The 23,178-nt window shown below is 68.6% G+C and carries 28 protein-coding genes; 14 read left to right on the top strand and 14 right to left on the bottom strand.

Annotation, left to right across the window (positions count from 1 at the left end; all coding sequences use genetic code 11):
* Positions 1-49 precede the first annotated feature (49 nt).
* The 6 genes from RUR_RS10955 to RUR_RS10930 are packed head-to-tail and all read right to left on the bottom strand — an operon-like array spanning position 50 to position 3,515.
* Positions 50-325: an antibiotic biosynthesis monooxygenase family protein gene (locus RUR_RS10955; RefSeq protein ID WP_283134861.1), complete on the bottom strand. Its 276-nt coding sequence runs from the start codon at positions 323-325 to the stop codon at positions 50-52.
* Positions 322-699, bottom strand: coding sequence for a Fur family transcriptional regulator (locus tag RUR_RS10950; RefSeq protein ID WP_283134860.1), 378 nt, complete (start codon positions 697-699; stop codon positions 322-324). Before RUR_RS10950 ends, RUR_RS10955 begins: the two co-directional genes overlap by 4 nt.
* A complete protein-coding gene (locus RUR_RS10945) occupies positions 696-1,514 on the bottom strand; it encodes a metal ABC transporter permease (RefSeq protein ID WP_283134859.1) in 819 nt (272 codons plus the stop codon). Before RUR_RS10945 ends, RUR_RS10950 begins: the two co-directional genes overlap by 4 nt.
* Positions 1,511-2,239: a metal ABC transporter ATP-binding protein gene (locus RUR_RS10940; protein WP_283134858.1), complete on the bottom strand. Its 729-nt coding sequence runs from the start codon at positions 2,237-2,239 to the stop codon at positions 1,511-1,513. The genes RUR_RS10945 and RUR_RS10940 overlap by 4 nt, the downstream gene beginning before the upstream one ends.
* Positions 2,236-3,159, bottom strand: a complete 924-nt coding sequence (locus RUR_RS10935; protein WP_283134857.1) for a metal ABC transporter substrate-binding protein — start codon at positions 3,157-3,159, stop codon at positions 2,236-2,238. The genes RUR_RS10940 and RUR_RS10935 overlap by 4 nt, the downstream gene beginning before the upstream one ends.
* A gap of 53 nt (positions 3,160-3,212) precedes the next feature.
* Positions 3,213-3,515, bottom strand: coding sequence for a DUF6703 family protein (locus RUR_RS10930; protein WP_283134856.1), 303 nt, complete (start codon positions 3,513-3,515; stop codon positions 3,213-3,215).
* A 200-nt stretch (positions 3,516-3,715) separates the two neighbouring features.
* Here RUR_RS10930 and RUR_RS10925 point away from each other — a divergent pair, with 200 nt between their 5' ends.
* Positions 3,716-4,993, top strand: coding sequence for a BtrH N-terminal domain-containing protein (locus RUR_RS10925; protein WP_283134855.1), 1,278 nt, complete (start codon positions 3,716-3,718; stop codon positions 4,991-4,993).
* A 29-nt stretch (positions 4,994-5,022) separates the two neighbouring features.
* Here RUR_RS10925 and RUR_RS10920 read toward each other — a convergent pair whose 3' ends face one another.
* Entirely contained in the window at positions 5,023-5,964 is a 942-nt protein-coding gene (locus RUR_RS10920) for a DMT family transporter (RefSeq protein WP_283134854.1), read from the bottom strand.
* A 91-nt stretch (positions 5,965-6,055) separates the two neighbouring features.
* On the opposite strand from RUR_RS10920, the gene RUR_RS10915 reads away from it, so the two are divergent.
* Positions 6,056-6,589 (top strand): CGNR zinc finger domain-containing protein, encoded by a 534-nt coding sequence (locus tag RUR_RS10915; RefSeq protein WP_283134853.1) that lies wholly within the window; start codon positions 6,056-6,058, stop codon positions 6,587-6,589.
* A gap of 1 nt (position 6,590) precedes the next feature.
* Here the strand turns inward: RUR_RS10915 and RUR_RS10910 are convergent, their stop codons facing one another.
* Positions 6,591-7,370 carry an isoprenyl transferase gene (locus RUR_RS10910; RefSeq protein WP_283134852.1) on the bottom strand — a complete coding sequence of 260 codons (780 nt, stop codon included), beginning with the start codon at positions 7,368-7,370 and terminating at the stop codon, positions 6,591-6,593.
* A complete protein-coding gene (gene recO / locus RUR_RS10905) occupies positions 7,312-8,100 on the bottom strand; it encodes a DNA repair protein RecO (protein WP_283134851.1) in 789 nt (262 codons plus the stop codon). Before recO ends, RUR_RS10910 begins: the two co-directional genes overlap by 59 nt.
* Positions 8,101-8,120: 20 nt before the next feature.
* Here recO and RUR_RS10900 point away from each other — a divergent pair, with 20 nt between their 5' ends.
* The 4 genes from RUR_RS10900 (at position 8,121) to rocD (ending at position 11,318) form a co-directional block, all read left to right on the top strand.
* Positions 8,121-8,612: a DUF402 domain-containing protein gene (locus tag RUR_RS10900; RefSeq protein WP_283134850.1), complete on the top strand. Its 492-nt coding sequence runs from the start codon at positions 8,121-8,123 to the stop codon at positions 8,610-8,612.
* Between the two features lie 40 nt (positions 8,613-8,652).
* Positions 8,653-9,147, top strand: a complete 495-nt coding sequence (locus RUR_RS10895) for an Lrp/AsnC family transcriptional regulator (protein WP_283134968.1) — start codon at positions 8,653-8,655, stop codon at positions 9,145-9,147.
* Between the two features lie 189 nt (positions 9,148-9,336).
* The gene (ddaH, locus tag RUR_RS10890; protein ID WP_283134967.1) at positions 9,337-10,110 is read left to right on the top strand and encodes a dimethylargininase; all 774 of its coding nucleotides are present in this window, start codon (positions 9,337-9,339) and stop codon (positions 10,108-10,110) included.
* On the top strand, positions 10,107-11,318 hold the full coding sequence (gene rocD / locus RUR_RS10885) for an ornithine--oxo-acid transaminase (protein WP_283134849.1): 1,212 nt from the start codon (positions 10,107-10,109) through the stop codon (positions 11,316-11,318). Before ddaH ends, rocD begins: the two co-directional genes overlap by 4 nt.
* Positions 11,319-11,461: 143 nt before the next feature.
* Here the strand turns inward: rocD and RUR_RS10880 are convergent, their stop codons facing one another.
* Positions 11,462-12,601, bottom strand: coding sequence for an ABC transporter ATP-binding protein (locus RUR_RS10880; protein WP_283134848.1), 1,140 nt, complete (start codon positions 12,599-12,601; stop codon positions 11,462-11,464).
* A gap of 115 nt (positions 12,602-12,716) precedes the next feature.
* Here RUR_RS10880 and RUR_RS10875 point away from each other — a divergent pair, with 115 nt between their 5' ends.
* From RUR_RS10875 to RUR_RS10860, 4 genes are all read left to right on the top strand, one after another.
* On the top strand, positions 12,717-13,313 hold the full coding sequence (locus tag RUR_RS10875; protein WP_283134847.1) for a TetR/AcrR family transcriptional regulator: 597 nt from the start codon (positions 12,717-12,719) through the stop codon (positions 13,311-13,313).
* 55 nt (positions 13,314-13,368) lie between these two features.
* A complete protein-coding gene (locus RUR_RS10870) occupies positions 13,369-14,280 on the top strand; it encodes an LLM class flavin-dependent oxidoreductase (RefSeq protein WP_283134846.1) in 912 nt (303 codons plus the stop codon).
* An 81-nt stretch (positions 14,281-14,361) separates the two neighbouring features.
* Positions 14,362-15,528, top strand: coding sequence for a hypothetical protein (locus RUR_RS10865; protein ID WP_283134845.1), 1,167 nt, complete (start codon positions 14,362-14,364; stop codon positions 15,526-15,528).
* Between the two features lie 44 nt (positions 15,529-15,572).
* Positions 15,573-17,276 carry an ABC transporter permease gene (locus RUR_RS10860; RefSeq protein WP_283134844.1) on the top strand — a complete coding sequence of 568 codons (1,704 nt, stop codon included), beginning with the start codon at positions 15,573-15,575 and terminating at the stop codon, positions 17,274-17,276.
* 22 nt (positions 17,277-17,298) lie between these two features.
* Here the strand turns inward: RUR_RS10860 and RUR_RS10855 are convergent, their stop codons facing one another.
* A complete protein-coding gene (locus RUR_RS10855) occupies positions 17,299-18,546 on the bottom strand; it encodes an MFS transporter (protein WP_283134966.1) in 1,248 nt (415 codons plus the stop codon).
* A 77-nt stretch (positions 18,547-18,623) separates the two neighbouring features.
* Between RUR_RS10855 and RUR_RS10850 the strand changes: the two genes are divergently transcribed.
* Together RUR_RS10850 and RUR_RS10845 are read left to right on the top strand one after the other, a co-directional pair.
* Positions 18,624-19,088: an ester cyclase gene (locus tag RUR_RS10850; RefSeq protein ID WP_283134843.1), complete on the top strand. Its 465-nt coding sequence runs from the start codon at positions 18,624-18,626 to the stop codon at positions 19,086-19,088.
* A gap of 2 nt (positions 19,089-19,090) precedes the next feature.
* Positions 19,091-19,477 carry a RidA family protein gene (locus tag RUR_RS10845; RefSeq protein ID WP_283134965.1) on the top strand — a complete coding sequence of 129 codons (387 nt, stop codon included), beginning with the start codon at positions 19,091-19,093 and terminating at the stop codon, positions 19,475-19,477.
* A gap of 329 nt (positions 19,478-19,806) precedes the next feature.
* Here the strand turns inward: RUR_RS10845 and RUR_RS10840 are convergent, their stop codons facing one another.
* Entirely contained in the window at positions 19,807-20,268 is a 462-nt protein-coding gene (locus tag RUR_RS10840) for a MarR family winged helix-turn-helix transcriptional regulator (RefSeq protein WP_283134842.1), read from the bottom strand.
* 61 nt (positions 20,269-20,329) lie between these two features.
* Between RUR_RS10840 and RUR_RS10835 the strand changes: the two genes are divergently transcribed.
* Positions 20,330-20,704, top strand: coding sequence for a cupin domain-containing protein (locus RUR_RS10835; protein ID WP_283134841.1), 375 nt, complete (start codon positions 20,330-20,332; stop codon positions 20,702-20,704).
* A 33-nt stretch (positions 20,705-20,737) separates the two neighbouring features.
* Here RUR_RS10835 and RUR_RS10830 read toward each other — a convergent pair whose 3' ends face one another.
* The gene (locus tag RUR_RS10830) at positions 20,738-21,562 is read right to left on the bottom strand and encodes a hypothetical protein (protein ID WP_283134840.1); all 825 of its coding nucleotides are present in this window, start codon (positions 21,560-21,562) and stop codon (positions 20,738-20,740) included.
* Positions 21,563-21,602: 40 nt separating this feature from the next.
* Positions 21,603-22,439 (bottom strand): hypothetical protein, encoded by an 837-nt coding sequence (locus RUR_RS10825; protein WP_283134839.1) that lies wholly within the window; start codon positions 22,437-22,439, stop codon positions 21,603-21,605.
* Between the two features lie 181 nt (positions 22,440-22,620).
* On the opposite strand from RUR_RS10825, the gene RUR_RS10820 reads away from it, so the two are divergent.
* A complete protein-coding gene (locus tag RUR_RS10820) occupies positions 22,621-23,001 on the top strand; it encodes a hypothetical protein (RefSeq protein ID WP_283134838.1) in 381 nt (126 codons plus the stop codon).
* Positions 23,002-23,178: the final 177 nt, after the last annotated feature.

Genomic DNA, 23,178 nt, shown 5'->3' with positions numbered 1-23,178 from the left:
GGCCTCAGGCGGCTCAAGCAGACCCGGCGAAGCCCGTACCGGGCTCGGCTCAGACCGGCTCGTAGGCCCCGGGCTCGTTGATCATGTAGGTCATGAGCGGAAGTATCGCCATCCGCACCTCGAAGTTGGAGAGCGCGCGCCGGTAGAACCCGGCTCCCTCCCACTCGGTGATCATGAGCCAGAGGTCCTGGTCGTCCATGGCCCGGGCGAGGCGTCCGCCGTCGTGCCCGGGCATGGTCTCCAGGGCGGTCAGCACCGAACGTGCCTGGCCGGTGAAGGACTCGGCCTCCTCGGCCGGGACCGTGAACCGGGTGACGGCGATCACGGCTGCCCGCAGGATCCGCAGGTGCCGAAGATCTCGACGGTGTGGGTGACGTCGGTGAACCCGTGTTCGAGGCCGACGGCCTCGGCCCAGCGTTCGACGGCCGGGCCCTCCACCTCGACGGTCCTGCCGCATTTACGGCAGACGAGGTGGTGATGGTGCTGATCGGTGGCGCACGCCCGGTACACCGACTCCCCGTCGTCGGTACGGAGCATGTCCACTTCGCCGGATTCAGTGAGGGCCTGAAGCTGCCGGTAGACCGTGGTCAGACCGACTTTCGCGCCCTCCGCTCGCAGGGAGGCGTAGATGTCCTGCGCACTTCTGAAACCCTCGCTCGTCGCGAGGGCCTGGCGTACGGTTTCGCGTCGCGTGCTCACAATGACCTCCGTCGCAAGAATCTACCGGCGACGAGCGCGATGGCGAACAATCCCAGCGCTATCAGCACGATCGCGGCGCCCGGCGCCACATCGGCCTGGAAGGCCGTCGTCAGTCCCCCGACGGCGGCGAAGACCCCGACCCCCATCGCCACCAGCATCGTCCCGCGGAAACTCCGGGCCACCTGCTGCCCGGCCGCGACGGGGACCACCATGAGGGCGCTGACGAGCAGCAGTCCGACGACCCGCATCGCGATCACCACGGTGACGGCCGCGGTCACCGCGATGAGCAGGCTGAGGAAGCGCACGGGCAGCCCGTACGTCCGGGCCACCTCCTCGTCCTGGCACAGGACGAACAGCTCCCGGCCGAACGCGGCGACGACCCCGAGCACGACCGCGGTGAGCACCGCCACCACGACGACGTCCTGGACGGAGACGCTGCTGACGGAGCCGAACAGGTATCCGAGGAGGGTGGCGTTGCTCCCCCCGGGGGCGAGCCCGATCAGCAGGACGCCGCCGGCGATCCCGCCGTAGAACAGCAGGGCGAGTGCGACGTCGCCGCTGGTCCGGCCGCGCGACCTGACGATCTCGATGGCGACGGCCCCGAGGATCGCGACGACGACGGCGGTGAGCACGGGAGCCGTGCCCGTGAGGAACCCCAGTGCGACCCCGGTGAGGGCGACGTGTCCGATGCCGTCGCCGAGCAGGGCGAGCTTGCGCTGGACGATGAAGGTCCCGACGGTCGGGGCGACAAGACCGACGAGAAGCGCGGCGATGAGGGCCCGCCGCATGAAGTCGTACTGGAGGAGCTCGATCACGGCCACACACTCTCATGGGGATGGCAGTGCTCCTGGGAGGTGTCCGCGATCGAGGGCGGCCCGTCCTTGACGATCTCCCCATCGGTGAGGACGACCACCCGCGTGATCACGGGCGCGAGCGGGCCGAGCTCGTGCGCGACGAGGACGACCGTCTTGCCCTCGCCCGCGACCCGCCTCATGCTCGCGGCGAGCGCCTGCTGGCTGGCCGCGTCCACACCCGCGGTCGGCTCGTCCATGACGTAGGTGTCGGGCTGCCCGGCGAGCGCCCGCGCGATCAGCACCCGCTGCTGCTGCCCGCCGGAGAGATGCTGGACGGGGTCGCCGGCCCGGTCGGCCAGCTCGACCTCGGCGAGCGCGTCCCGCACGGCGGCCCGGTCCGCGGCGGACGCGGGGAGGAAACGCCGCTGGCGGGCGATACGGCCGGAGGCGACCACCTCGCGGACGGTCGCGGGCACCCCGCCTCCGGCGGTGAGCCGCTGGGGCACGTAGCCGATGCGCCGCCAGTCGCGGAATCGCTGCGGCGTCCGCCCGTAGATCTCCACGCTTCCGGAGGCGAGGGGGACGAGTCCGAGGAGGGTACGGACCAGGGTCGACTTGCCCGAGCCGTTGGGCCCGAGGACGGCCACCACCTCACCGGGGCCGACGACGAGGTCGACGCCCCGGAGCACGGGCCGCCCGCCCAGGGTGACCTTCCCCTCGCTCAGCCGGAAGACGGGATCGCTCATGAGCAGCCGAGCCCGGTCTTGATCGCGGTGAGGTTGGCCCGCATCGCGGTGAGGTAGTCGCCCTGGGCGGGCGGACCCTCCAGCGGGTCGATGACCGCCGTCTTGGCCCCGGTCTCCGCGGCCACGACCTCGGCGACCTTGGGGCTCGCCAACGTCTCAAAGAAGATCGTGCTCACCTTCTCCCGCTTCACGATTTCCGCCACCTCGGCGATCCGGCCCGGATTGGGCTCACTGTCCGGGTCCACGCCGCTGACACCGACCTGGCGAAGCCCGTACCGATCCGTAAGGTATGCGAAGGCGGTGTGACTCGTCACCAACGTCCGTCCGGAGCAGGTGGCGAGTCCCTGCTTGAACTCGGCGTCGAGGGTCGTCAGCGCGGCCGCGGTCGCGGTGGCGCGCTCCCGGTACCCGGCGGCGTGCCCGGGGTCGCGGGCGGCGAGCCGCTCACCCAGCTGCGTGGCGACGGTGGCCAGGCGGCTGGGGTCGAGCCAGAGGTGGGGGTCGACGACCCCGTCCACGGTGAGGGGGGTGACGGCGGTGAGCGCGTCGAACGAGGCGTCCTTGGCGTGGTCGGTCACGGCCTCGTCGACGGCGGGTTGGATGCCGCGGATGTAGAAGGTGAGGTCGGCCTTCCCCATCTCGACGGCCTGCCGGGGGGTGAGTTCCAGGTCGTGCGGCTCGGTCCCGGGCTTGGTGAGTGTGGTGACCTCGGCGCCCGGCCCGCCGACCCGTTCGGCGAGCCAGGCGAGCGGATAGACGGAGGCGACGATCTCGGTCTTGTCGGTGCTCTCGGCCCCGGCCTGCCGGGTGCCTGTCTCGGCGCCACCGCAGGCGGTGACGGCCATCAGGCTCAGGCCGGCGAAGATGCCGGCGACTTTGACGGGGATACGCACCTGAAAACCGGAGAAGTCGTATTTCACGGTCTAAGTATGGACAAGAATGAAAACGATTGTCAAAGTCGCCGAATTGTCGATCAGGACATCAAACCGAGATCACTCAGGAGGAGGAGGGCGAGGAAGGTCATCAGGGCGACCCGCAGCAGCTTGCCCATGGCCCCGAGCGAAGGCCAGGAGAGAAAGGCGAGCCAGCCGACGAACCCCAGCACCGGCAGAAGGGCGAGCGCACCCCGCCAGTCGCGGAACACGAAACCCGCCAGGAGCAGGGCCACCATCACGACCGGGGTCACCCAGCGCGGCGTGCGGTGGAAGAACATCAGCGCCGGCGCGCTCTTGTGCTCAAGCCGGGCCCGAAGGCCTGGGGATTGCCGGTTGTCCATGCCCGGATCCTTTCCGTAAACTTCGGTCTGGCGAACTCCCACGCCCAACCTCCTTGAGCGGGCCCCCACGCGGCCCGTCCCAGCGGAGGCAAAGGGGACCAGGTGTGCCTCGGGAGCGCGACGCCGGTCTCATGATCCTGAGGACCGCCGGGGCGCGCAAGCGTGGGTTGCCGTCGACCGGCGGCCGGACAGGACTCCCGATGACCAGCAAGAAGCAGCTTAAGGCCCGTATCCGCGCGCGGATGGCCAAGACCGGCGAGAGCTACACCGCCGCCCGGGCCCACCTCGTCGGCCCCTCCTCCGCCGTGTCCGACCACGGATACACCCTGCGCGGCGGGCGGAACCCGGACAGCTCCGTGATCGTCAACCTCCTCGCCCACCACGGCGTGTCCCTCAGCGAACCCCTCGCCTTCGGCGTCGGCGGCGGAATCGGCGCCGGCTACATCCTCTGGGAGTTCAAGGCGCACGGCACCAAGGTCGTCGTCCTCGGCTTCTGCAACCAATGGCAGTACGGCGACCGCTGGTTCGAGAAGACCGGCGCCCGGCTGGGCCTCCCGGTGGAGATCCACCGCACCGGGGGCGCCAAGGGCGCGTCCGCCCGGCTCGGCGCCGAGCTCGACGCGGGCCGGCCCTGCGTCATCCGGCCCGACCGCTACCACATCGGCTACTGGCACCTCCCCGCCCACCTCGACGGATACGGCGGCCACCCGGTGCTCGCCTACCGGCGCGACGACTCCGGGGTGTGGATCGACGACCGCAACCTCGCCCCGCTGCGGATCCCCGGTCAGGCCCTGGACGCCGCGCGCGCCCGGGTGTCCTCCTACAAGAACGTGCTCTACCTGATCGAGCCTGCCTCGATCACCGAGGAGAGGCTGGCCGACGCGGTCCAGGCCGGCCTGCGGGACTGCGCCGACCACCTCAGCGGATCATCCGACTCCTTCTCCCTGCCCGCCTGGCGCAAGTGGGGGCGGATGATGACCGACCGGCGCGGGGCCAAGGCGTGGGCGAACGTCTTCGCGGACGGGACCGGCCTCACCGGGGCGCTGATGTCGATCTGGGAGGGCGTATCCGGGTTGGGCATGGACGGCGGCCACCTCCGCGACCTCTACGCCGACTTCCTCGACGAGGCGTCCACCCTGCTGGACCGGCCTGAGCTCGGCGGGATCGCCGCCCGGTTCCGGGAGATCGCGGAGGAGTGGCGGGCGCTCGCGGAGGCTGCCCTGCCCGCCGACATACCCGAGTTCGCCGAACTCCGCGAGCTCACCTCGGCCGTCCGGGCGAGCGTCGTCGCCGACGGCGGCTCCGGGCAGGCCGAAGCCGCCGAGGCCGCGGCCCGGCTGTGGCGGCTCCGCGGGGAGTACGACCACAAGCCTCCGCTCGACGACGTCGACGCCGTCTTCACCGACCTCGGGACCCGGATCCTGCACATCCATCAAGCCGAGACGGCTGCGATCGCCGCCCTCCGCGACGCCTTGTAGACGACAGCGATCACGTGGCCACCGCGGACCTACCGGGCGGCCGGGCCTGCGGCCGTACCGGGCTCCGGGCCGGGTCCGGCCGCGCTTTCGTCGCCGGGCTCGGGCGGGTCGGGTTCGGTGGACTTGGCGGAGCGGCTGCGGGAGCCGTACAGGACTCCGGCGGCGATCACGACGCAGCCGGCGAGCTGGAGCGGGGAGGGGCGTTCGTCCAGGACCGCGGCGGAGAGGACGATCGCCCCGACCGGCTGGGCGAACAGGAGCAACGAGGTGAACGCCGCGGGCTGGCGGGGCAGCGAGTAGGTGATGAGCAGATAGCCGACGGCCTGCGGCCCGATCGCGAGGACGAGAAGCCAGCCGTGCGCGGGCCATTCCGGGACGAGGTCGACCGGCCCGAGCACCAGGGCGGTGAGCGCGGCCGCGGCGGAGGCGTGGGCGAGGGGACCGGCGACGCGGCGCCGGTCGGTGGAGCCGTGCCGGATGACCAGGAGAAACGCCGCGTACGAGATCGAGGTGCCGATGCCGAACAGGACGCCGAGCAGGGGGTTCTCCCCGTACGCGGCGGTGTCGAAGAGCCCGGAGAGCAGGACGACCCCGCTGAACACGACCGGGATGGCGATCACGACGTTCCTGGACGGCCGTTCGCCGAGCAGCCACCACGCCGCGACGGCCACGAAGATCACCTGCAGGTTGGCGAGGACCGTGGCGAGCCCGGCGCCGACGTAGCCGATGGAGTGGTGCCACAGGACGAGGTCCCCGGCGAGGAACGCCCCGGCGATCCAGGCGTACAGGGTCGTCTTCCGGGGAAGCGCGCCGTGGCGTCGCCGTTCCCACCACCCCAGCGCGGCGAGGAGGGGTACGGCGTACGCGCAGCGGAAGACGGTCACGGTGGCGGGTTCCGCACCGGAGAGGGCGACGAGGGTGGCGCTGGTGGCGATGACGAGTGCCCCCAGGACCGCAGCGAATACAGGCATGATCCACCGGCTTAGGAGTGTTTCCAAGGTACGCTGCCAGACAAGCTTGGCCGTGAGCCATTCAGGAGTCAACGTGGTTTTCACTCATGACATGACGGACTCACTCGCCGTGGTCGTGGGGTTGATCAACACATCCCCCCGGGCGGCCGACGAGGAGGGGCTCCCATCCGTCGACGCCCTGGGCGATTTTGTGGCGGCTCACCGGATCAGCGGGGTGACAGAGCTGACCGAGCGGGATCTGACCTCGGTTCGCGCCCTCAGGGACGCCTTCCACCAGGTGTTCACCGAACCCGGCCGGGCGATCGAACGGCTCAACGAGATCCTCTCGGGGGCGCGGACCACCCCGCGGATCAGCGAACACGACGGCTACGCCCCGCACATCCACTACTTCGCCCCCGGCGCCTCGATCACCGAGCACCTCGCCGCGGACTGCGGGATTGCGCTCGCCCAGGTGGTCGTCATGGGAGAGGCGGGACGGCTGCGGGTCTGCACCGCCCCGCACTGCTCGGCCGTCTACGTGGACGAGTCGCGGAACCGCTCCCGCGTCTACTGCGACAGTTCCTGCGGCAACCGGGTGCACGTCGCCGCCTACCGGGCGCGCAGCAAAGCGGTGGAGAACGCCTGACTCAGACGCCGGTCACCACGTTGGGGATCGCCCCGCCGTACCGGCGGTCGCGGCTCGCGTACAGCTCGCACGCCCTCCACAGATGGCGGCGGTCGAACTCCGGCCAGAGCGTGTCCAGGAACACCATCTCGGCGTAGGCGGACTGCCAGAGGAGGAAGTTGGAGGTGCGCTGCTCGCCCGAGGACCGGAGGAAGAGATCCACATCGGGGATGCCCGGCTCGTCCAGGTAGCGGGCGAAGACCTTCTCGTCGACCCGGCCGGGGCGCACCTTGCCGTGGGCGATGTCGTCGGCCAGCCGGAGCGCCGCGTCGACGATCTCCGCGCGGCCGCCGTAGTTCACGCAGAACTGCAGGGTGATCACCTTGTTGCCGACCGTCATGACCTCGGCGTCCTGCAGCTCCTTGATGACGCTCTTCCACAGCCGGCCGGGCCGCCCCGCCCAGCGGATCCGGACGCCGAGCGCGTTGAGCTCGTCCCGGCGGCGGCGGATCACGTCCCGGTTGAAGCCCATGAGGAAGCGCACCTCGTCCGGGGAACGCTTCCAGTTCTCCGTCGAGAACGCATACGCCGACAAATACGGAATGCCTAGCTCAATCGCACCCTCGATGACGTCGAAAAGCGAGGCCTCCCCCATCTTGTGTCCCTCGGTACGGGGCAGGCCTCGTTCCTTGGCCCAGCGGCCGTTCCCGTCCATGACGATCGCGACATGGCGCGGGATCAGGTCACGCGGGATGGGTGGCGGGGTTGCCCCCGAAGGATGCGGGGACGGAGGAAGGGGCATCGCTCTCTCTTTCTACGTGTCGGAGAGAGCGTATTCCGTGTTCGAGGTGCCATTGCAGATAAGCGGCGACAAGTCCGCTGCATTCGCCGCGATGCCGGGACTGGGAGACGTCCGCGGCCGCCCAGTCGCCCCGCAGCAACGACCGCATCAGCGCCAGCGACTCCGCCGAGGGTGTGGCCGCGCCGGCCGGACGGCACGCTCCGCAGACCGCCCCACCGGCCACGATCGCGAACCCGCGGATGTGCTCGGATCCGCATCGGGCGCATTTGTCCAGCGACGGAGCGTATCCGGCGACCGCCAAAGAGCGGAGGAAGTAGGCGTCGAGGATCAGCCGGGCCTCGTGCGTGTTCTCCACCAGGGTCCGCAGTCCCCCGACGAGCAGCAGGAACTGCCGGAGCGACGGCTCCTTCTCCCCCACGGTCAGCTTCTCCGCCGTCTCCAGCATCGCGATCCCGGTGGTGTACCGCGGGTAGTCCTGGGCCAGGCGTGCGCCGTACGGGTGCAGCACCTCGACCTGGGTCACCACATCGAGGGTCCGCCCGGTGTGGAACTGCACGTCGACATGGCTGAACGGCTCCAGCCTGCCGCCGAACTTGGATTTGGTCCGGCGGACGCCTTTGGCGACGGCGCGGACCCGCCCGGTTCTCCGGGTGAGAATTGTGATGATTCGATCTGCTTCGCCAAGTTTCTGGGTCCGCAGGACCACACCCTCATCACGGTAGAGACTCACCCCCGTTAGGGTACGTGAACGTGACTATCAACGTCGTCTACCGCAAGTACGACGGAAGCCTGCACTGGCATATGACCCTCAGGAAACTCGGCGAAGACGAGCACGGGGTATGGCTGGGGGCGCCGGCGGGCTCGACCGGGCAGCGCGGCTCGGAGCCACCGATCGTCTACACCTTCCCTTATGTGATGCTCTTCCCCCGGGAGGGCTGGTGGACGGCCTCGTTCAACGACGTCCCCCACAAGACCGAGATCTACTGCGACGTCACGACCGTTCCGACCTGGACCGACGACCAGGTGACCATGATCGACCTGGATCTCGACGTGCTGCGCAGGCGCGACGGCACCGTCTTCATCGACGACGAGGACGAGTTCGCCGAGCACCGGGTCCGCTACTCCTACCCGCCCGAGATCGTCGGCGGCGCCCGTACGGCGTGCGCCTGGTTGTTCGACTCGGTGAGCAACGGGGCGGAGCCGTTCGCCTCCGGGTACAAGAAGTGGCTGACCCTGCTCTGAGAGGACGGCCGGGCGGTCGCGCCACGGTATACAGGTGTCCGTGGAGATGGATCAACTAGACCGTTCGATCATCAGCGCCTTGATCGAAGACGCTCGCGCGACATATGCCGAAATAGGTGGACAAGTTGGGTTGTCCGCGCCGGCAGTGAAGCGTCGGGTCGATCGGCTGCTCGCGAGCGGCATCATCACCGGCTTCTCGGCGCGGGTCGAGCCCGCGGCGCTGGGCTGGACCACCGAGGCGTACGTCGAGCTGTTCTGCCAGGGCCGGACCTCGCCCAAGGAGATCGCCACCGCGGTCGCCCGCTTCCCGGAGATCGTCGGCGCCTGCACGATCACCGGCGAGGCGGACGCGCTGGTCCACATCCGGGCACGGGACATGCACCACGTCGAGCAGGTGATCGAGCGCATCAGCGCGCATCCGTTCGTGGTCCGAACCAAGAGCGCCATCGTGCTCTCCCGCCTCCTGAACCCCCTACGCAATGAATCGCCGGAACTGCCGATCACTCCGCAACAGATTGCCGTGGATTCGCAATAGACACGCTTGGATCGACCGTAAGGGCGATTTTAGGCTGAATGAGCCGCCTGCCCGGATTTCCGGGGGGACTTCTCTCTCGCTATGGAGCATTCAATGGTGTCTACGACCCTGCCCGCGTTCGCAAGCTCGCCTGCCACGGCCCAGGAGAGCGGACCAGGCAGTGAACGCTCCCATAGCAGGCATTTCCTGATGTGCCGGCCGGATTTCTTCACGGTGACGTACGCGATCAACCCGTGGATGGACCCCAGCGCGCCGACCGACCCGGCCTTGGCGCTGCGACAGTGGGAGGAGTTGCGGGCGGCCTACGAGCGCCTTGGGCACCGGGTCAGCCTGATCGACCCGATCGAGGGTATGCCGGACATGGTCTTCGCGGCCAACGGAGCCCTGGTCGTCGACGGCCTGGTCTACGGCGCCCGATTCGCCAACCCCGAGCGCGCCGCCGAGGGCCCCGCCTACCTCAAGTGGTTCGCGGACCACGGGTTCCCGACCATGGAGGCCACCTTCACCAACGAGGGTGAAGGCGACTTCCTCGCGATGGACGACTTCATCCTCGCGGGCACCGGATTCCGCACCGACATCACCGCGCACAAGGAGGCCCAGGAGTTCCTCGGCAAGCCGGTGATCACCCTGAAGCTGTCGGACCCGCGCTACTACCACCTGGACACCGCGCTCTTCCCGCTCGACGGCCGCAACGCCGCCTATTACCCCGGCGCGTTCTCCGACGGGAGCAGGCGGGTTTTGGAGACACTCTTTCCCGATGCGATCACCGCAGACGAGGAGGATGCCGCCGTTCTGGGTCTGAACGCCGTCAGCGACGGTCGCAACATCATCATCAACATGGAAGCCGTCAACCTGACGAACAAGCTCAGGGACCGCGGCTTCTCGGTCATCCCCGTCGACCTCTCCGAGCTCCGCAAGGCGGGCGGCGGGCCGAAGTGCTGCACTCTGGAGATCCGGCCATGAGCACGACCAAGCAGATCATCGAACTCGCGGACCGCCGTACCGCCCACAACTACCATCCGCTCCCGGTCGTCATCCACGAGGCCCAAGGCGCGTGGGTCGTCGACGTGGAGGGCAAACGCTACCTGGACTGCCTCGCCGGGTACTCCTCCCTCAACTTCGGGCACGGCAACCCGGAGATCCTCAAGGCCGCCCGCGACCAGCTGGACCGCCTCACCCTGACCAGCCGGGCGTTCTATCACGACCAGTTCGCGGCGTTCTGTGCGGAACTCGGGGACCTCACCGGCAAGGACATGATCCTGCCGATGAACACCGGCGCCGAAGCGGTGGAGACCGCGATCAAGGTGGCGCGGAAGTGGGGTTACCAGGTCAAGGGCGTCGAGCCCGACAAGGCCAACATCATCGTGATGGAGGACAACTTCCACGGCCGGACCACCACGATCGTCAGCTTCTCCACCGACCCGGACGCGCGAGCCGACTACGGCCCGTACACGCCCGGTTTCCGGATCGTGAAGTACGGCTCGGTGGACGCGATCAGGGACGCCGTCGACCACAACACGGTGGCGGTGCTGGTCGAGCCGATCCAGGGTGAGGCCGGGGTGCTCCTTCCCCCGGACGGCTACCTCAGCGAGATCCGCTCCCTCTGCACGGAGCACGACATCCTCTTCATCGCCGACGAGATCCAGTCCGGCCTCGGGCGGACCGGGGAGACCTTCGCCTGCGACCACGAGAACGTCGTTCCCGACATGTACCTCATGGGGAAGGCGCTGGGCGGCGGCGTCGTCCCGGTCTCCGCGGTCGCGGCCGACGCCGAGATCCTCGGGGTGCTCAAGCCCGGCCAGCACGGTTCCACCTTCGGCGGCAACCCGCTGGCCTGCGCCGTCGGCCTCCAGGTCGTCCGGATGCTGGCGACCGGCGAGTACCAGGAGCGCGCCCGGGCGCTCGGCGAGTTCCTCGGCACCCGGCTGACCCCGCTGCTCGGGCACGGAGTGGTGGCGGTACGGCGCCGCGGCCTGTGGGCGGGGATCGACATCGCCCCCTCGCTCGCCACCGGACGCCAGGTCTGCGAGGCGCTGATGGCCAAGGGGGTCCTCGCCAAGGACACCCACGGCTCGACCATCCGGCTCGCGCCGCCGCTGGTCGTCTCCGAGGAGGACCTCTCCTGGGCGGTGGACAAGCTCACCGAGGTGATCACCGAGCTGTCGGACTGAATCCGGTACGGCCCTGCGGCCACCGGTGCGGCTTTACGCGGCCGGACCAGGCTCCCCCCGAGCGTGTGGTCCGGCCGCGTGCCGTTTCCCCCTACCCCCACAAACTAGCCAAAGAAACATATTCCCCACGTAAAAGCGCGGACCTAGACGGCGGTGAGGACACCGCAGAGCGACGGGGGGATCTCCAGGTAGACGTCCTGCCCGGCGCTCGGGACACCGTGTGAGGACTGCCTGGCCCGCAGGACGACGCCCCCCACGTCGACGCTGCAGTCAAGGTGATCGCCGAGGAACTCCGCCCGGCGGAGACTGCCCTTGACCACCCCCGGCACACCGGGTGGCGCGGAGGCGTGCAGCCTGATGTCCTCCGGACGGATCGACACCGTGACGGCCTCCCCGGTGGCGTCCCCGGTGTGGCAGCGGAGCCTGAGCCGGCCGTCCAGCACGTCGACCTCGGCATGGCCGGAGCCGTCGCGGCCGACGACCCTTCCGGCGATCAGGTTGGCGGTGCCGACGAAGTCGGCCACGAAATGCGAGGACGGACGGTGGTAGATCTCGCGGGGCACGCCTTCCTGCACGATCACGCCCTGATGCATCACCGCGACCCGGTCGGCCATGCTGAGGGCCTCCCCCTGGTCGTGGGTCACGTACAGCGTGGTGATCCGCAGGCTCTGCTGGAGTTCTCTGATCTCGGCGCGCATCCGGTCGCGGAGCCCCGCGTCCAGGTTGGACAGAGGTTCGTCCAGCAGGAGCAGGCGGGGGCTGGGGGCGAGCGCTCTGGCCAGCGCGAGCCGCTGCTGCTGACCGCCGGAGAGCAGTGTCGCGGGGCGCCCCGCGAAGTCTTCGAGACGGACGAGTGCCAGCATCTCCCCGACCCGGTCGGCGATCTCCCGTTTGGTGTGTCGTTTGGCGACCCGCAGCGGGAACGCGACGTTCTCGAAGACCGTCATGTGCGGCCAGATGGCGTAGTTCTGGAAGACCATCCCTATGTCCCGCTTCTCCGGGGGCACGTGGACGCCCGGTCCCGCGACGATCTCGTCTCCCAGCCTGATGACACCCCCGTCGGGTCGTTCAAGTCCGGCCACACAGCGCAGCGTGGTGGTCTTCCCGCATCCGGACGGTCCCAGAAGCGCATAGAAGCTTCCTTCTGGGATACGAAAACCAACCCCCTCCACCACGCGTGGCCCACCGGATTCATAGCTCTTGACAAGGTTGGTTACGTCGAGCGCACGCGGTTCCCGGTTCACAGGGTCTCCTCGGCAACCAAGATTGGATACAAGCGGCATTTACGTTACGCGGGTGAATCGGATCGCCGCAAGACCGCGTTGAGTGCGGGTTCGGTCGTCTGGCATTACCCTGAACGCGGCGTATCCCCGGCACACGAGTTGGAGGCGATCCGGGATGTCCGAGATAACCTCCTCCGCCACCCCGCCCAATCGCGGACGGAGGCGCGATCCGCGCATCGACCGGGCGATCCTCGACGCGGCACGGCGGCTCTTCGCGGCCGGCGGGTTCAACCGGATCTCCATCGAGGAGATCGCCGACGAGGCGCGGGTTACCCGGCCGACGGTCTACCGCCGCTTCGACAACAAATACGAGCTGGTCAAAGAGGCGCTGAGGTCGCTGCGCTCGGACACCACACCGCCGAAGACACGCGGGGATCTGCGCACCGATCTCATCCTCCACCTGGAGGATCTCCGTGAGGCGGCGACCGGCCACAAGGGCATGGCGATGACCGGAGCGGTCCTGGTCGAGGAACAGCACCGGCCCGAGCTCCTGGAGCTGTTCCGTGAGGGTGTGGTGCGGCCCAGGCGCCAGATGATCCGCGACATGCTCGAACAGGCGAAGAACCGCGGTGACATCCGGGACGACGTCGACCTGGACACGCTCGTCGACCTGATCATCGGCGTCTTCCACGCCACCTACTTGAAATCTTCGCAGATCAGCCCGGACTGGGCCGAACGCGCGGTGGATCTGCTTCTGCCCGCAATTCGTTGACACGACTGTAACGCTGATCTAGTCTGCCGCCACTTCACCCTGCCGCGGAGGACTCATGCGTCTACATCTCCATTTGTCCGATCTGCCCTTCCCCGCAGACGCCCTGTCGATCGCCGAAGCCGCCGAATCCCTGGGCTGGGAGTGCGTCTGGGTTCCCGAACGCCATCTGACCCCCGGCTCCGTCCCCAACCCCGCCGTCCTGCTGGCGGCGATGGCGGCCAGGACCGGCACGCTCCGCCTCGGCAGCGAGGTGGCGATCCTGCCGCTCCGGCATCCGTTCCAGGTGGCCGAGGACTACGCGCTCCTCGACGCCCTGTGCGCGGGGCGCCTGGAGTTCGGCATGGGCATGGGCATGGTGCCCGCGGAGTTCGACGCGCTCGGGCTGGAGCGTGCGGAGATCTTCGACCGGTTCGACGAGGCCAGCCGGATCGTACAGCTGGCCTGGGCCGGAACACGCTTCAGCCATGACGGCCCGATCTGGCCGGTGACCGAGGCGACCTGCGTTCCCGCGCCCGCCCGTACCCCGCCCCTGTGGGTGAAGGGCGCGGCGCGCGGCTCACTGACCTGGGCCGGGAGCAACGGCCACAACCTGATCGTGGACGCCGCGCGCTCATCCCCCGAGGCGTTCGGGAAGGGCCTCACCGCATGGGTTGAGGGCTTGGCGCGTGCCGGGCTGAAGCGGACGGACCGCCTGGTCAAGCTGAACCTGCGGGTGTGGGTCGACGAGGACGGCGAGGCCGCGCTGGAGGCGGCCCGGGCCGCCGGGGCAAAAGAGGATCTTCTGCTGAGCGGGCGGGTGCTGGCCGGCGATCCGGAGTCGTGTGCGATCCGGCTCGGCGATCTCCTCAGGGCGTATCCGGTCGACGTGATCAGCACGTGTTTCGACTGGCTGGGACAGACCACTTCCGCGCAGCTGACGGCGATGCGATGGTTCGCAGCGGCCATTTCCCAGGTCAGACATAATTAAGTTACAGCACTGTAATCTTGACAGTTATGTATCGCAAATATAGCGTCCCGGCCAGACTCCTCTCCCCGAAGGGACGTCACCATGCGAGTTCCGTTTCTTGTCCCCCTGGTCGCGATCCTGGTGCTCAGCGCGTGTGGGGAAGGCTCGAATGCGAATCAGTCGGCGGCCCCCACCACCCCGGCCACGACCATCGCCAAACTCCCCGCCTGCCAGGCCAAGAAGATCGGACCGATCACTCGATGTGAGAACTTCTACACCGAATATTGGCCGTTGATCCGCGAGCGGATGGACGCCCTCTACCAGGAGGCCAAGGCGACCGAGGGCGGCGAGGTCGTCATCTGGGACTTCAACGAGGTCGACGAGAACGTCTCCGGAGAGTTCGCCAAGAAGTACCCGGGCCTGAAAGTGCGGACCCGCGGCCTCTCGTTCAACCTCGCACCCACGATCATCACGGCGGCCGCCACCGGCCAGCGCAACAGCGACTACGTCTCCGGCACCCTCGTCACCGCCAAGCCGCTGCACGAACAGGGCTTCTGGCGCAAAATCAACTGGAGCGACTACGGGGTGCCCAAGGAGTGGCTCAACCCGCAGGCGCCGGAGATGCTCCCCGACAGCGTCAACGGCAACAGCATCCACTACAACAGCAAGAACGTCACCGAAGTGCCCGTCGACCTGAAGAAGTTCACCGACCCCGCGTGGCGCGGCAACCTGCTCATCGGCGGGTTCAGTCTGGGCGCCCTCGGCGGCATCGGGCTGAAGCACGGCCAGGAGACGATGGCCGGGCTCACCGCCGAACTGAAGAGCACGGGCACACTGCTGATCACCGAGAACCCGGGACCCCTGGTGTACGGCGGCGACAAGAAGGCCATGATCGGCGCCCAGCTCTACAACCCCAATCCAGCGATCAAGATGGCGCCCTTCGACGGCATGATGGTGTGGCTCCAGTTCGCCGGCGCCAACCGGGAGGCCAAGAACCCGGCCGCCGCGATGCTGTACGCCCTGTGGAACGCCTACGACCCGGACTGGCTCGCCACCCGATCCTCCGACCCCCGGTTCACCGGCTCCGCCGTACCGTTCCCGGGACTGCCCACCGAGTCGCTGAACAAGCTGACCGGCCCGACCAAGACCACCCTCGACGTTCTCGTCCGGGGGTTGGAGAGCGGTCAGGCGGTCTTCGAGACGACGGAGAACCGCGACCGGCTCATCGACCTGCGTCAGCAGGCGGAAGACGACCTGCGTAAGAAGTGAGACGACGCCCGAGCGGCATGGCCGTCACCACCACGATCGCCGTGATGGCCATTGCCTACCTGCTCCTCATCCCGCTGGCCACCCAGATCCTCACCTCGCTGCGCGGGCCGTTCCTCCCCTTCGGCACCCCGACCTCGGCGTGGGGGCTCGGAAACTACACCGAACTGTGGTCGCTGACCGGAGGCCTCGGCGCGACCCTGCGGGCCACCGCGGTCTACGTGCTGGGCGCGACCGCGGTGTCCTGCGTGATCGCCTGGCCCGCCGCCTGGCTCGTCGTCCGGACCGATCTCCCGGGCCGCGGCCTCGTCTACGCGCTGATGCTCATTCCCCTGATCATTCCTCCGATCGTCCACGCGCAGTCGTGGACGTTGATGCTCGCCCCCAAGACCGGCCTGCTCAACCAGATGCTGCGCGCCCTGCCGTTCGTCGGCGGGGACTCCGGGCCGATCGACCCGTTTGACTTCGCCGCCTTCACGGTTCTCCAGGGGCTTCAAGGGGTGACCTTCCTGTTCATCCTGCTCGTCCCGATTCTGTCGGCGATGGACGGCAGCCTGGAAGAGGCCGGACGGATGGCCGGCGCCTCCACGATTCAGACCATCCGCCGGATCACCCTGCCGCTCGTCTGGCCGGCCACCCTGGGCGTGCTGATGCTCGGCATGATCATCACTCTGGGGCAGTTCGAGATTCCGCTGCTGTTCGGCCAGCGGGAGGGCGACGACATCTTCGCCATGCGGCTCTGGCGTTTCACCGAGTCCCGTACCGGTGAACTTCCCCGGTACGGCGCCGGCGCGGCCTTCGGGGTGGTCTTCCTGGTGGTGGTCGCCGCGCTGTTCCTGCTCTACATGCGGCTCACCCGCCGGGCCGACCGGCTGGCCACCATCACCGGGAAGGGGTTCCGCGCGGCGCCGCTGCCGCTCGGTACCTGGCGGATCCCGGCGATCGCCTTTCTCGTCTGCTACCTCGGTGTGTCGACGTTCCTGCCGATGATCTCCCTGGTCTGGTCGGCGATCACTCCGTACGTTCTGCCGATCACCTGGGGCAACCTCCTTGAGCACGCCACCTTCGGCCCGCTGGTGCAGGCGCTCGGGTCGGATGAGTTCTGGGCCGCCCTCGGCCGTACCCTTCTCATCGCCGCGCTCAGCGCGACCCTGGCCACGATCCTGGCGGCGGTCTCGGGCTGGACGGCGGCCCGCGGGTCGGGGCGGCGCGGCCCGGCGATCCTCAACATCGTGGCCAGCTCGTCGATCGCGATCCCGGCGACCATGGCCGGGTTCGCCGCCTTCCTCTTCTATCTGGTGATCAATCGTGTCATCCCGATCTACGGGACGATCTGGGTGCTGGTTCTGGCGTACGCGTACCGGATGGCCGTCGCACACCGCATCGCCTACAGCGGCGTGCTCCAGATCAGCCCGGCCCTGGAGGAAGCCGCCGCGGTCAGCGGTGCCGGCCGGCTCACCGTCTTCCGGCGGATCATGCTCCCCCTGCTGATGCCGATCCTCGGCGCGGCCTGGCTGCAGCTCTTCCTGCTCGGGGCGCAGGAGTTCACCATCGCGGTCTTCCTGTCCACCCCGGAGACCAGGCCGCTTCCGGTCCTGCTGTTCACCCGGATCGACGAGAGCGCCCCGCAGCTCTACGCGCCGAACCTCGGCGCCGCCATGGCGGTCGTCTACACCGTCCTGATGTTCGCGATCGGGTACGGCTGGCGCCGGCTCGCCAGACGGCTCGGCGCAAGCCGTACCTCCGCCTGATCGGCGCCTGATGCGGAAGCGGTCAGCGATCACCGGAGGCCGTGTCCGTGCCCTGGGGCAGCGGCTCGGTGACGGCCCCGGCCGCCCGGGAGCGGCAACGGAGTACCAGGCCGGCCACGAGCGCGGCGAGCGCCGAGACCGCGCCGCCCCCGATGAGCGTCCAGCGGGCACCGAAGGCTTCGGCCATCCAGCCGATCACCGGGCCGCCGAGGGGATTGGCACCGAAGACGACGAGCAGGTAGATCCCCATCACCCGGCCGCGCATCGCCGGGTCGGAGGTGAGTTGCACCGTCGTGCTCGCGGTGGTCGCGAACGTCAGCATGGCCACACCGACGGGAAACAACGAAATCATGAAGGTGGGGTAGTCCGGCATGAGTCCGGCGGCGAGTTCCAGCAGGCCGAAGACGACCCCGGCGAACACGACCCGCCGGGGTCCCGGGGCGCCGCGCCGCGCGGCGAGCAGCGCCCCGGTGAGAGCCCCGCAGGCGAGGACACTGGACAGCAGGCCGTAGGCGTCGGCTCCGAGGCGGAAGGTACCTGTCGCCATCAGCGCCGTGGTGAGCTGGAAGTTGAGCCCGAAGGTGGCGACGAAACCAACCAGAATCACCACCAGCAACAGATCTGGATTTCTGCGGATGTAAAGGAATCCATCTGGGAGACGGGCCTTGGAAGTGGGCTTCACCCGCTTCTCCAGTCCGTCGTCGCCCGCGACCCGCCACAGGATCGCGACCATCGCGTAGAGCAGCGCCGTGGCCAGCAGGACCGGTGCGGTGCTCCCCGCCGCGGCGATGCCGAGGCCGGACACCGCCGGGCCGATCACCCGGCCGAGGTTGAACAGCGCCCCGGTGAGACCGACCGCGTTCTGGAGCAGTTCCGGGGGGACGATGTCGCCGACGTAGGCCTGCCGGGCGGGCTGGTCGACGGCGGTCGCCCCGCCGAACAGCAGGGCGATCAGATAGACGTGCCAGGGCTCGGCCACACCGGCGATCACGACCAGGCCGAGCGCCGTCGCGAGGACGCCCATGGCGGTCTGGGTACCGATGAGCAGGGCTCTGCGGGGATACCGGTCGGCGATCACGCCGCCCCAGGGGCTGAGCAGGAGCATCGGGGTGAACTGGAGTGCCGTGATCACGCCGAGTGCGACGCCGCTCCCGGTGAGCTGGAGGATCAGCCAGTCCTGCGCGACGCGGTGCATCCAGGTGGCCGTTGTGGCGGTCGCGAATCCACCTGCGAAAACCCGGAAGCGCCGATGCTCCAGCGAGCGAAACATTGCGGTCACCGAAGCCCCATTAAATTACACACCTGTAATGTTGACAGTAGTGTAACGTAAATCCTAGGCTCAACTCCATGGACAGCACTCAGGAAGCCAACAAGGCGATCGCGCGGGACTTCTGGGCGGCGGGCAAAGGGCTTACCGACGGGCAGGATCCCTCGCTCTACTACTCCGAGGACTACTACAACCACGCGTCCCCACCCGGGGCCCCGCAAGGTCTGGACAACGTGCGCAACTTGGGCAGGCTGTTCCGGCGGATCTGGCCGGACCACACCATCGAGATCGAGCACATCGTCGCCGAAGGCGAGCTGGTCGCGTTCTTCGGACGATTCGTCGCCACCCATCAGGCGGAGATGTTCGGTATCCCGCCAACCGGCAAACAGGTCTCCTTCCCGGTGGCACACATGCTGCGCATCCGGGACGGCAAGATCCTCGAACACTGGGCCGTCCGCGACGATCTCAAGTTGATGCGCCAGCTCGGCGGCACCGAGGAAGTCGGCGGCGTGATGTGGCAGGAACGACAGAAGGCCGGCGAGTGACCATGCGACGTACCGACTACGCCGGGCCCGTCGAGAAGGGCCGCCACTACTCCAAAGCCGTCAAGGTCACCGGTGGCAGCACCGTCTACCTGGCCGGACAGACCTACCCCGTGGAACAGGGCAAGAGCATCCCCGACTTCACCACCCAGGCCACCTGGATCTTCGAGCGGATCGACGAGACGCTCCGCGCTGCGGGCGGTTCGATCGAGAACATGGTCACCATGACCGTCTTCGTCACCGACGGCCGCCACGTTCCCCTGCTCCACGACATCAGGCGGAATCACTTCCCCACGGACAACCGCCCCTGCAGCGCCGTCATCACCGTGCACTCCCTGCCCCAGCCGGGCATGCTCCTCGAAGTCCAGGGCGTCGCCGTACTCCCCGACTGAAAACCGGCCCGGCACCGGCGAGAAGACTTTACGCGGCCGGACCAGGCTCCCCCAAGCGTGTGGTCCGGCCGCGTGCTGTCCCCCGTACCCCTCGAACGCTAGCGGTGACATGCGGCGCGCAGGTGAACGGCGGGTGACGACGATCCGGAGCGGGAAGCAGAAGAAGGTCAAACCGGCGGGCGGGCACAAGGCCGGCAGAGCCGAAACCCTGCCTCGGAAACCCGCCGGTTCACACATTGAATCCCAAGAGAGGAAACACGGATCACCCTAATCGGGAACACCCCCTGAAACCAGGGGAACCTTCTCCGGAAAGCCGGCGCCGAAAAGGGTCAGTGGCCGCCGAACCACTGGGGGAAGTCCGGCCGGAACAGCTCCTCCGGGGTGACCTTCCGCAGGTCCGCCTCCATCGCCGCCAATCGTTCCTCGCCGAGAACGGCCGCCCATCGGTCTCTGAGCCCGTCGAAGATGTGCGCCGAACGGACCAGGCAGTCGATCCCCCGCTCGGTGAGGCGGACGACCTTACGCCGTGCGTCGTCCGGATCCTCCCCCCGCTCGACGTAGCCGAGCCGCTCCAAGGCGCCGATCGTCTTGCCCGCGGCCTGTTTGGAGACGCCGAGCCTGCGGCCGAGCTCCACCGCGGTGGTGCCGTCCGGGCCGATCGCCTGGAAGACGAACCCGTGCATGGGGCGGAGCCCCGGGTGCCCCTGCCGGGCCAGTTCCTCGTGGAGCTCGTCGATGAGGACCCGGAACCCGAGCAGCAGTCTCAGCGGGAGCTCGAAGCCAGTTGACACAATCGACAACCTCGTTCACTATTTTAGACAACCTGGTTGTCCATCTTAGGAGATCGCGACGATGCCTGTCATCCGCCATGCCGAAACACGCCGAACCGAGACACCCGCCGCCGTGATGACCACGCTGGCCTCACCCACCCAAGGCGGCGCCCAGACCGCGCTCTGGCGGGTCGACATGGGCCCCGACGCATGCGGACCGAGCCACGTCGTCGACGCCGAGCAGGTGTGGACCTTCCTGAAGGGCGGCGCGACGGTCGACCTGCCCGGGCAGGCGCTCACCGTCCACCCCGGAGACACGGTGATCCTGCCGGCCGGCGTGGTCCGCGAGGTGACCTCGGGCCCGGACGGATTCACCGCGATCGTCACCGCCCCCGCCGGAACCCACGCCGCGGGGCCCGACGGCACCGGCAGGATCCTCCCGCCCTGGATCGCCTGACCCCGCCCGCCGGTCACCCGGGGCCGGTGGCCCCTACGTGATCTCGAAGATCGCCGAGGACGCCTGCCCCTCGCCGAACTCCCATCCGGCCACCACGTCGTGACCAGACTGCTCGGCGATCCACCGCAAGTCGCTCGGGCACTCACGCGGGCCGAGGTAGTACCCGCCGTCGCAGCGAGCCCATTCCTCCGTCAGGCACAGCATCCGGAGGTGGTCGCGCAGCCGGGGGTCGGAAATCCGGCGCAGAGCCTCCTCCAGCTCCGGTTCCACCTCGACCTCGTCGTCGAACGCGGCGAGGTCGCCGGGGCCGCCCATGGTCCACGTCGCGGCGCGCATCGCGTCGAACAGCGTTCCATCGGTACGGATCCGCTGAAGCCACCGCACCATTCCGATCGCCTCAGGGCCGTCGACCTCGCCCAGTCGGCCGCCGTGCGCGGCGAGCACCCGGGCGAGGTCCGCCCCCGACACCACCCGCCGGGAGCCGTACGCGACCGAGACGGCCCTCAGCGCCGGATGGATCGGCCGGCCCGGACCCCCGTCCCCGCCAAGTGCACCCTCGTCGAACAGCCACACCGACCGTCCGTGATCGACCGGCCATTGATCCCAGTCGAACGGCGAGACCCCATCGTGGTGGTCGTCGTCGATCGGTTCGCCGCGCGCGACCGCGTTCACGTCGATCGCGCCGGTGAAGAAGTCATCGCGCATCAGAAACGACATCTCATCGTTCCAGGTGAAGAACGCGTACTCCGCCGTCGTGGAGTACGCGCCGAGCGATCTGCCCAGCAGCACCTCGAAGGCGTTCGCAAGCTCGCGGTTCCACGCCTCGGGCTCGACGACGGAATCGGGGACGGACGACACAGGTAGCTCCCAAGATCGGAAATGGCGGGCGTGCCGGGCATCAGATGTCGTCGACGGTCCCGCAGCCGTCGTCGTCGGCGGAGCCGGTCGACTCGGCGTAGGGGTCCTCGGCGGGCCCTGAGGGCTTCGTGCCCTTGGATGCCTCGCCCGGGTAGCTGGGGTGGAGGAACCCGTCGTCCGTGCACTCCACTCCGGCGCTCCAGCTCTCATCGGAACCCTCAATCCAGTGCTTGAGCGGCTCCCGCGGGGCGTTGCGCCAGAAGCTGACCTTCGCCCGGTCGTAGTACATGACTCGGGTGATCTTGTCGGTGCCCGGCTTGCGGACCGCGTAGACGAACCGGTAGTCGAACTTGACGTGGAGCTCCGGCTCACCGTTCTCGTCCTTGCCCGGGGCCGCCGACAACTTCCCCTGGACCTTGATGACGTCGCCGACGAGCTCCGCCGTGCCGGGGCTGAAACTGGCGACCCAGCCTCGGGTGTTCTTCTCCGGGTCCTTCGAATCCAGGTCGCGCAGGAAGTTCTTGCGCTGGTTCGGATCGAGGAGCTTCTTGAAGGTGTCGGGCTTGCCGTCAAGCAGCGTGACCCGGTCAAGGTAGGCGGCGGTGAGGATCTTCTTGGTCAACGTATAGGCGTAGGCGACGTCCTTGGCGGTGTATCGCCCCACGGCCTTCGCCTTCGGGATCACGATGGCGTCCGCGCCGTTACCGAACTTCTCCGACGGCGACCCGGCGAACGGCGCCGCCGGGTCGATGGTCGGTTCCTCGACCGGCAGCAGCGCGTTCGCGATGTCTCCGCCGGTGATCCCGCAGCCGGTGGAGACGAACAAGGTGCACGCCGTCGCGGTCGCGACGACCATGGCCCGCAGTGTGGTCGGCATGGTTGCTTCTTCCCGTGGTCGGACCCGTAGTCGCTTGTCACGATTTATCGAACAATGTCGAACAATACTGAGGTGATCAACCTGTTTCCGGAGATCCGCTTGCAGTGCAATCAAGCTGAGATCGGCCAAGCGTCGAGAGCCGGCGGAGTACGCCGGAACCCCGGCCCCACGGAGTCGTCCGGTGAGATCGGGGTTCGCGGATTCCAGACGGTCAACGGCCCACGGCCCCGGCGGTGAGCTCCTCTTCCCGGGCGGCGGCGGTCACGGGCTTACGGTCCCGGATGAGGGCGAAGGCGACGACCGCGGAGGCGAGGGGATCACCGGCGGCGAGGCCGCGGTGCGCGCCAGGATCGCCCGTGACGGCCGGAGCGCCCGGGAGTGGCTGGCGGCGTTGCTGCCGGCCGCCGAGCAGGCGGCCCAGGCGTACCCCCGGCTCCGCGAGCTGTACGCCGCCTACCGGGACCAGGACCCGGATCACAACAGCGAGACGAGCTTCACCTACGGGCTCGACCGGATCCTCGACGGCCTCCAGATCAGACTCGACCAGGTACCGGCCGGCTGAAATCGGCTCCGCGGACCCACCCCGGGGTTCTCGTCATCGGGCTCCCCGGGGCCTTGGGTCGTCGGCGAGGCCGGCCAGGTGTCGCCGCTCGTCCAGCCGGAACCGCCACAGAATCCGCATCCGACCCGAGTTCCGCTGATCTTTATCACCTGTGCGCCTTCGCACTCCGGGCACCTG

This window comes from Rhizohabitans arisaemae (assembly GCF_025996515.1).
GTDB lineage: Bacteria > Actinomycetota > Actinomycetes > Streptosporangiales > Streptosporangiaceae > Rhizohabitans > Rhizohabitans arisaemae.
This window is presented reverse-complemented; position numbering and strand designations above follow the sequence as displayed.

Excerpts from the sequence above, each read along its gene's own strand:
- RUR_RS10940 (WP_283134858.1), bottom strand. The coding sequence starts at position 2,239 with ATGAGCGATCCCGTCTTCCGGCTGAGCGAGGGGAAGGTCACCCTGGGC.
- RUR_RS10930 (WP_283134856.1), bottom strand. The coding sequence starts at position 3,515 with ATGGACAACCGGCAATCCCCAGGCCTTCGGGCCCGGCTTGAGCACAAG.
- RUR_RS10925 (WP_283134855.1), top strand. The coding sequence starts at position 3,716 with ATGACCAGCAAGAAGCAGCTTAAGGCCCGTATCCGCGCGCGGATGGCC.
- RUR_RS10920 (WP_283134854.1), bottom strand. The coding sequence starts at position 5,964 with ATGCCTGTATTCGCTGCGGTCCTGGGGGCACTCGTCATCGCCACCAGC.
- RUR_RS10915 (WP_283134853.1), top strand. The coding sequence starts at position 6,056 with ATGACGGACTCACTCGCCGTGGTCGTGGGGTTGATCAACACATCCCCC.
- RUR_RS10910 (WP_283134852.1), bottom strand. The coding sequence starts at position 7,370 with ATGCCCCTTCCTCCGTCCCCGCATCCTTCGGGGGCAACCCCGCCACCC.
- ddaH (WP_283134967.1), top strand. The coding sequence starts at position 9,337 with ATGTGCCGGCCGGATTTCTTCACGGTGACGTACGCGATCAACCCGTGG.
- rocD (WP_283134849.1), top strand. The coding sequence starts at position 10,107 with ATGAGCACGACCAAGCAGATCATCGAACTCGCGGACCGCCGTACCGCC.
- RUR_RS10880 (WP_283134848.1), bottom strand. The coding sequence starts at position 12,601 with ATGCCGCTTGTATCCAATCTTGGTTGCCGAGGAGACCCTGTGAACCGG.
- RUR_RS10875 (WP_283134847.1), top strand. The coding sequence starts at position 12,717 with ATGTCCGAGATAACCTCCTCCGCCACCCCGCCCAATCGCGGACGGAGG.
- RUR_RS10870 (WP_283134846.1), top strand. The coding sequence starts at position 13,369 with ATGCGTCTACATCTCCATTTGTCCGATCTGCCCTTCCCCGCAGACGCC.
- RUR_RS10865 (WP_283134845.1), top strand. The coding sequence starts at position 14,362 with ATGCGAGTTCCGTTTCTTGTCCCCCTGGTCGCGATCCTGGTGCTCAGC.
- RUR_RS10860 (WP_283134844.1), top strand. The coding sequence starts at position 15,573 with ATGGCCATTGCCTACCTGCTCCTCATCCCGCTGGCCACCCAGATCCTC.
- RUR_RS10855 (WP_283134966.1), bottom strand. The coding sequence starts at position 18,546 with ATGTTTCGCTCGCTGGAGCATCGGCGCTTCCGGGTTTTCGCAGGTGGA.
- RUR_RS10850 (WP_283134843.1), top strand. The coding sequence starts at position 18,624 with ATGGACAGCACTCAGGAAGCCAACAAGGCGATCGCGCGGGACTTCTGG.
- RUR_RS10845 (WP_283134965.1), top strand. The coding sequence starts at position 19,091 with ATGCGACGTACCGACTACGCCGGGCCCGTCGAGAAGGGCCGCCACTAC.
- RUR_RS10835 (WP_283134841.1), top strand. The coding sequence starts at position 20,330 with ATGCCTGTCATCCGCCATGCCGAAACACGCCGAACCGAGACACCCGCC.
- RUR_RS10825 (WP_283134839.1), bottom strand. The coding sequence starts at position 22,439 with ATGCCGACCACACTGCGGGCCATGGTCGTCGCGACCGCGACGGCGTGC.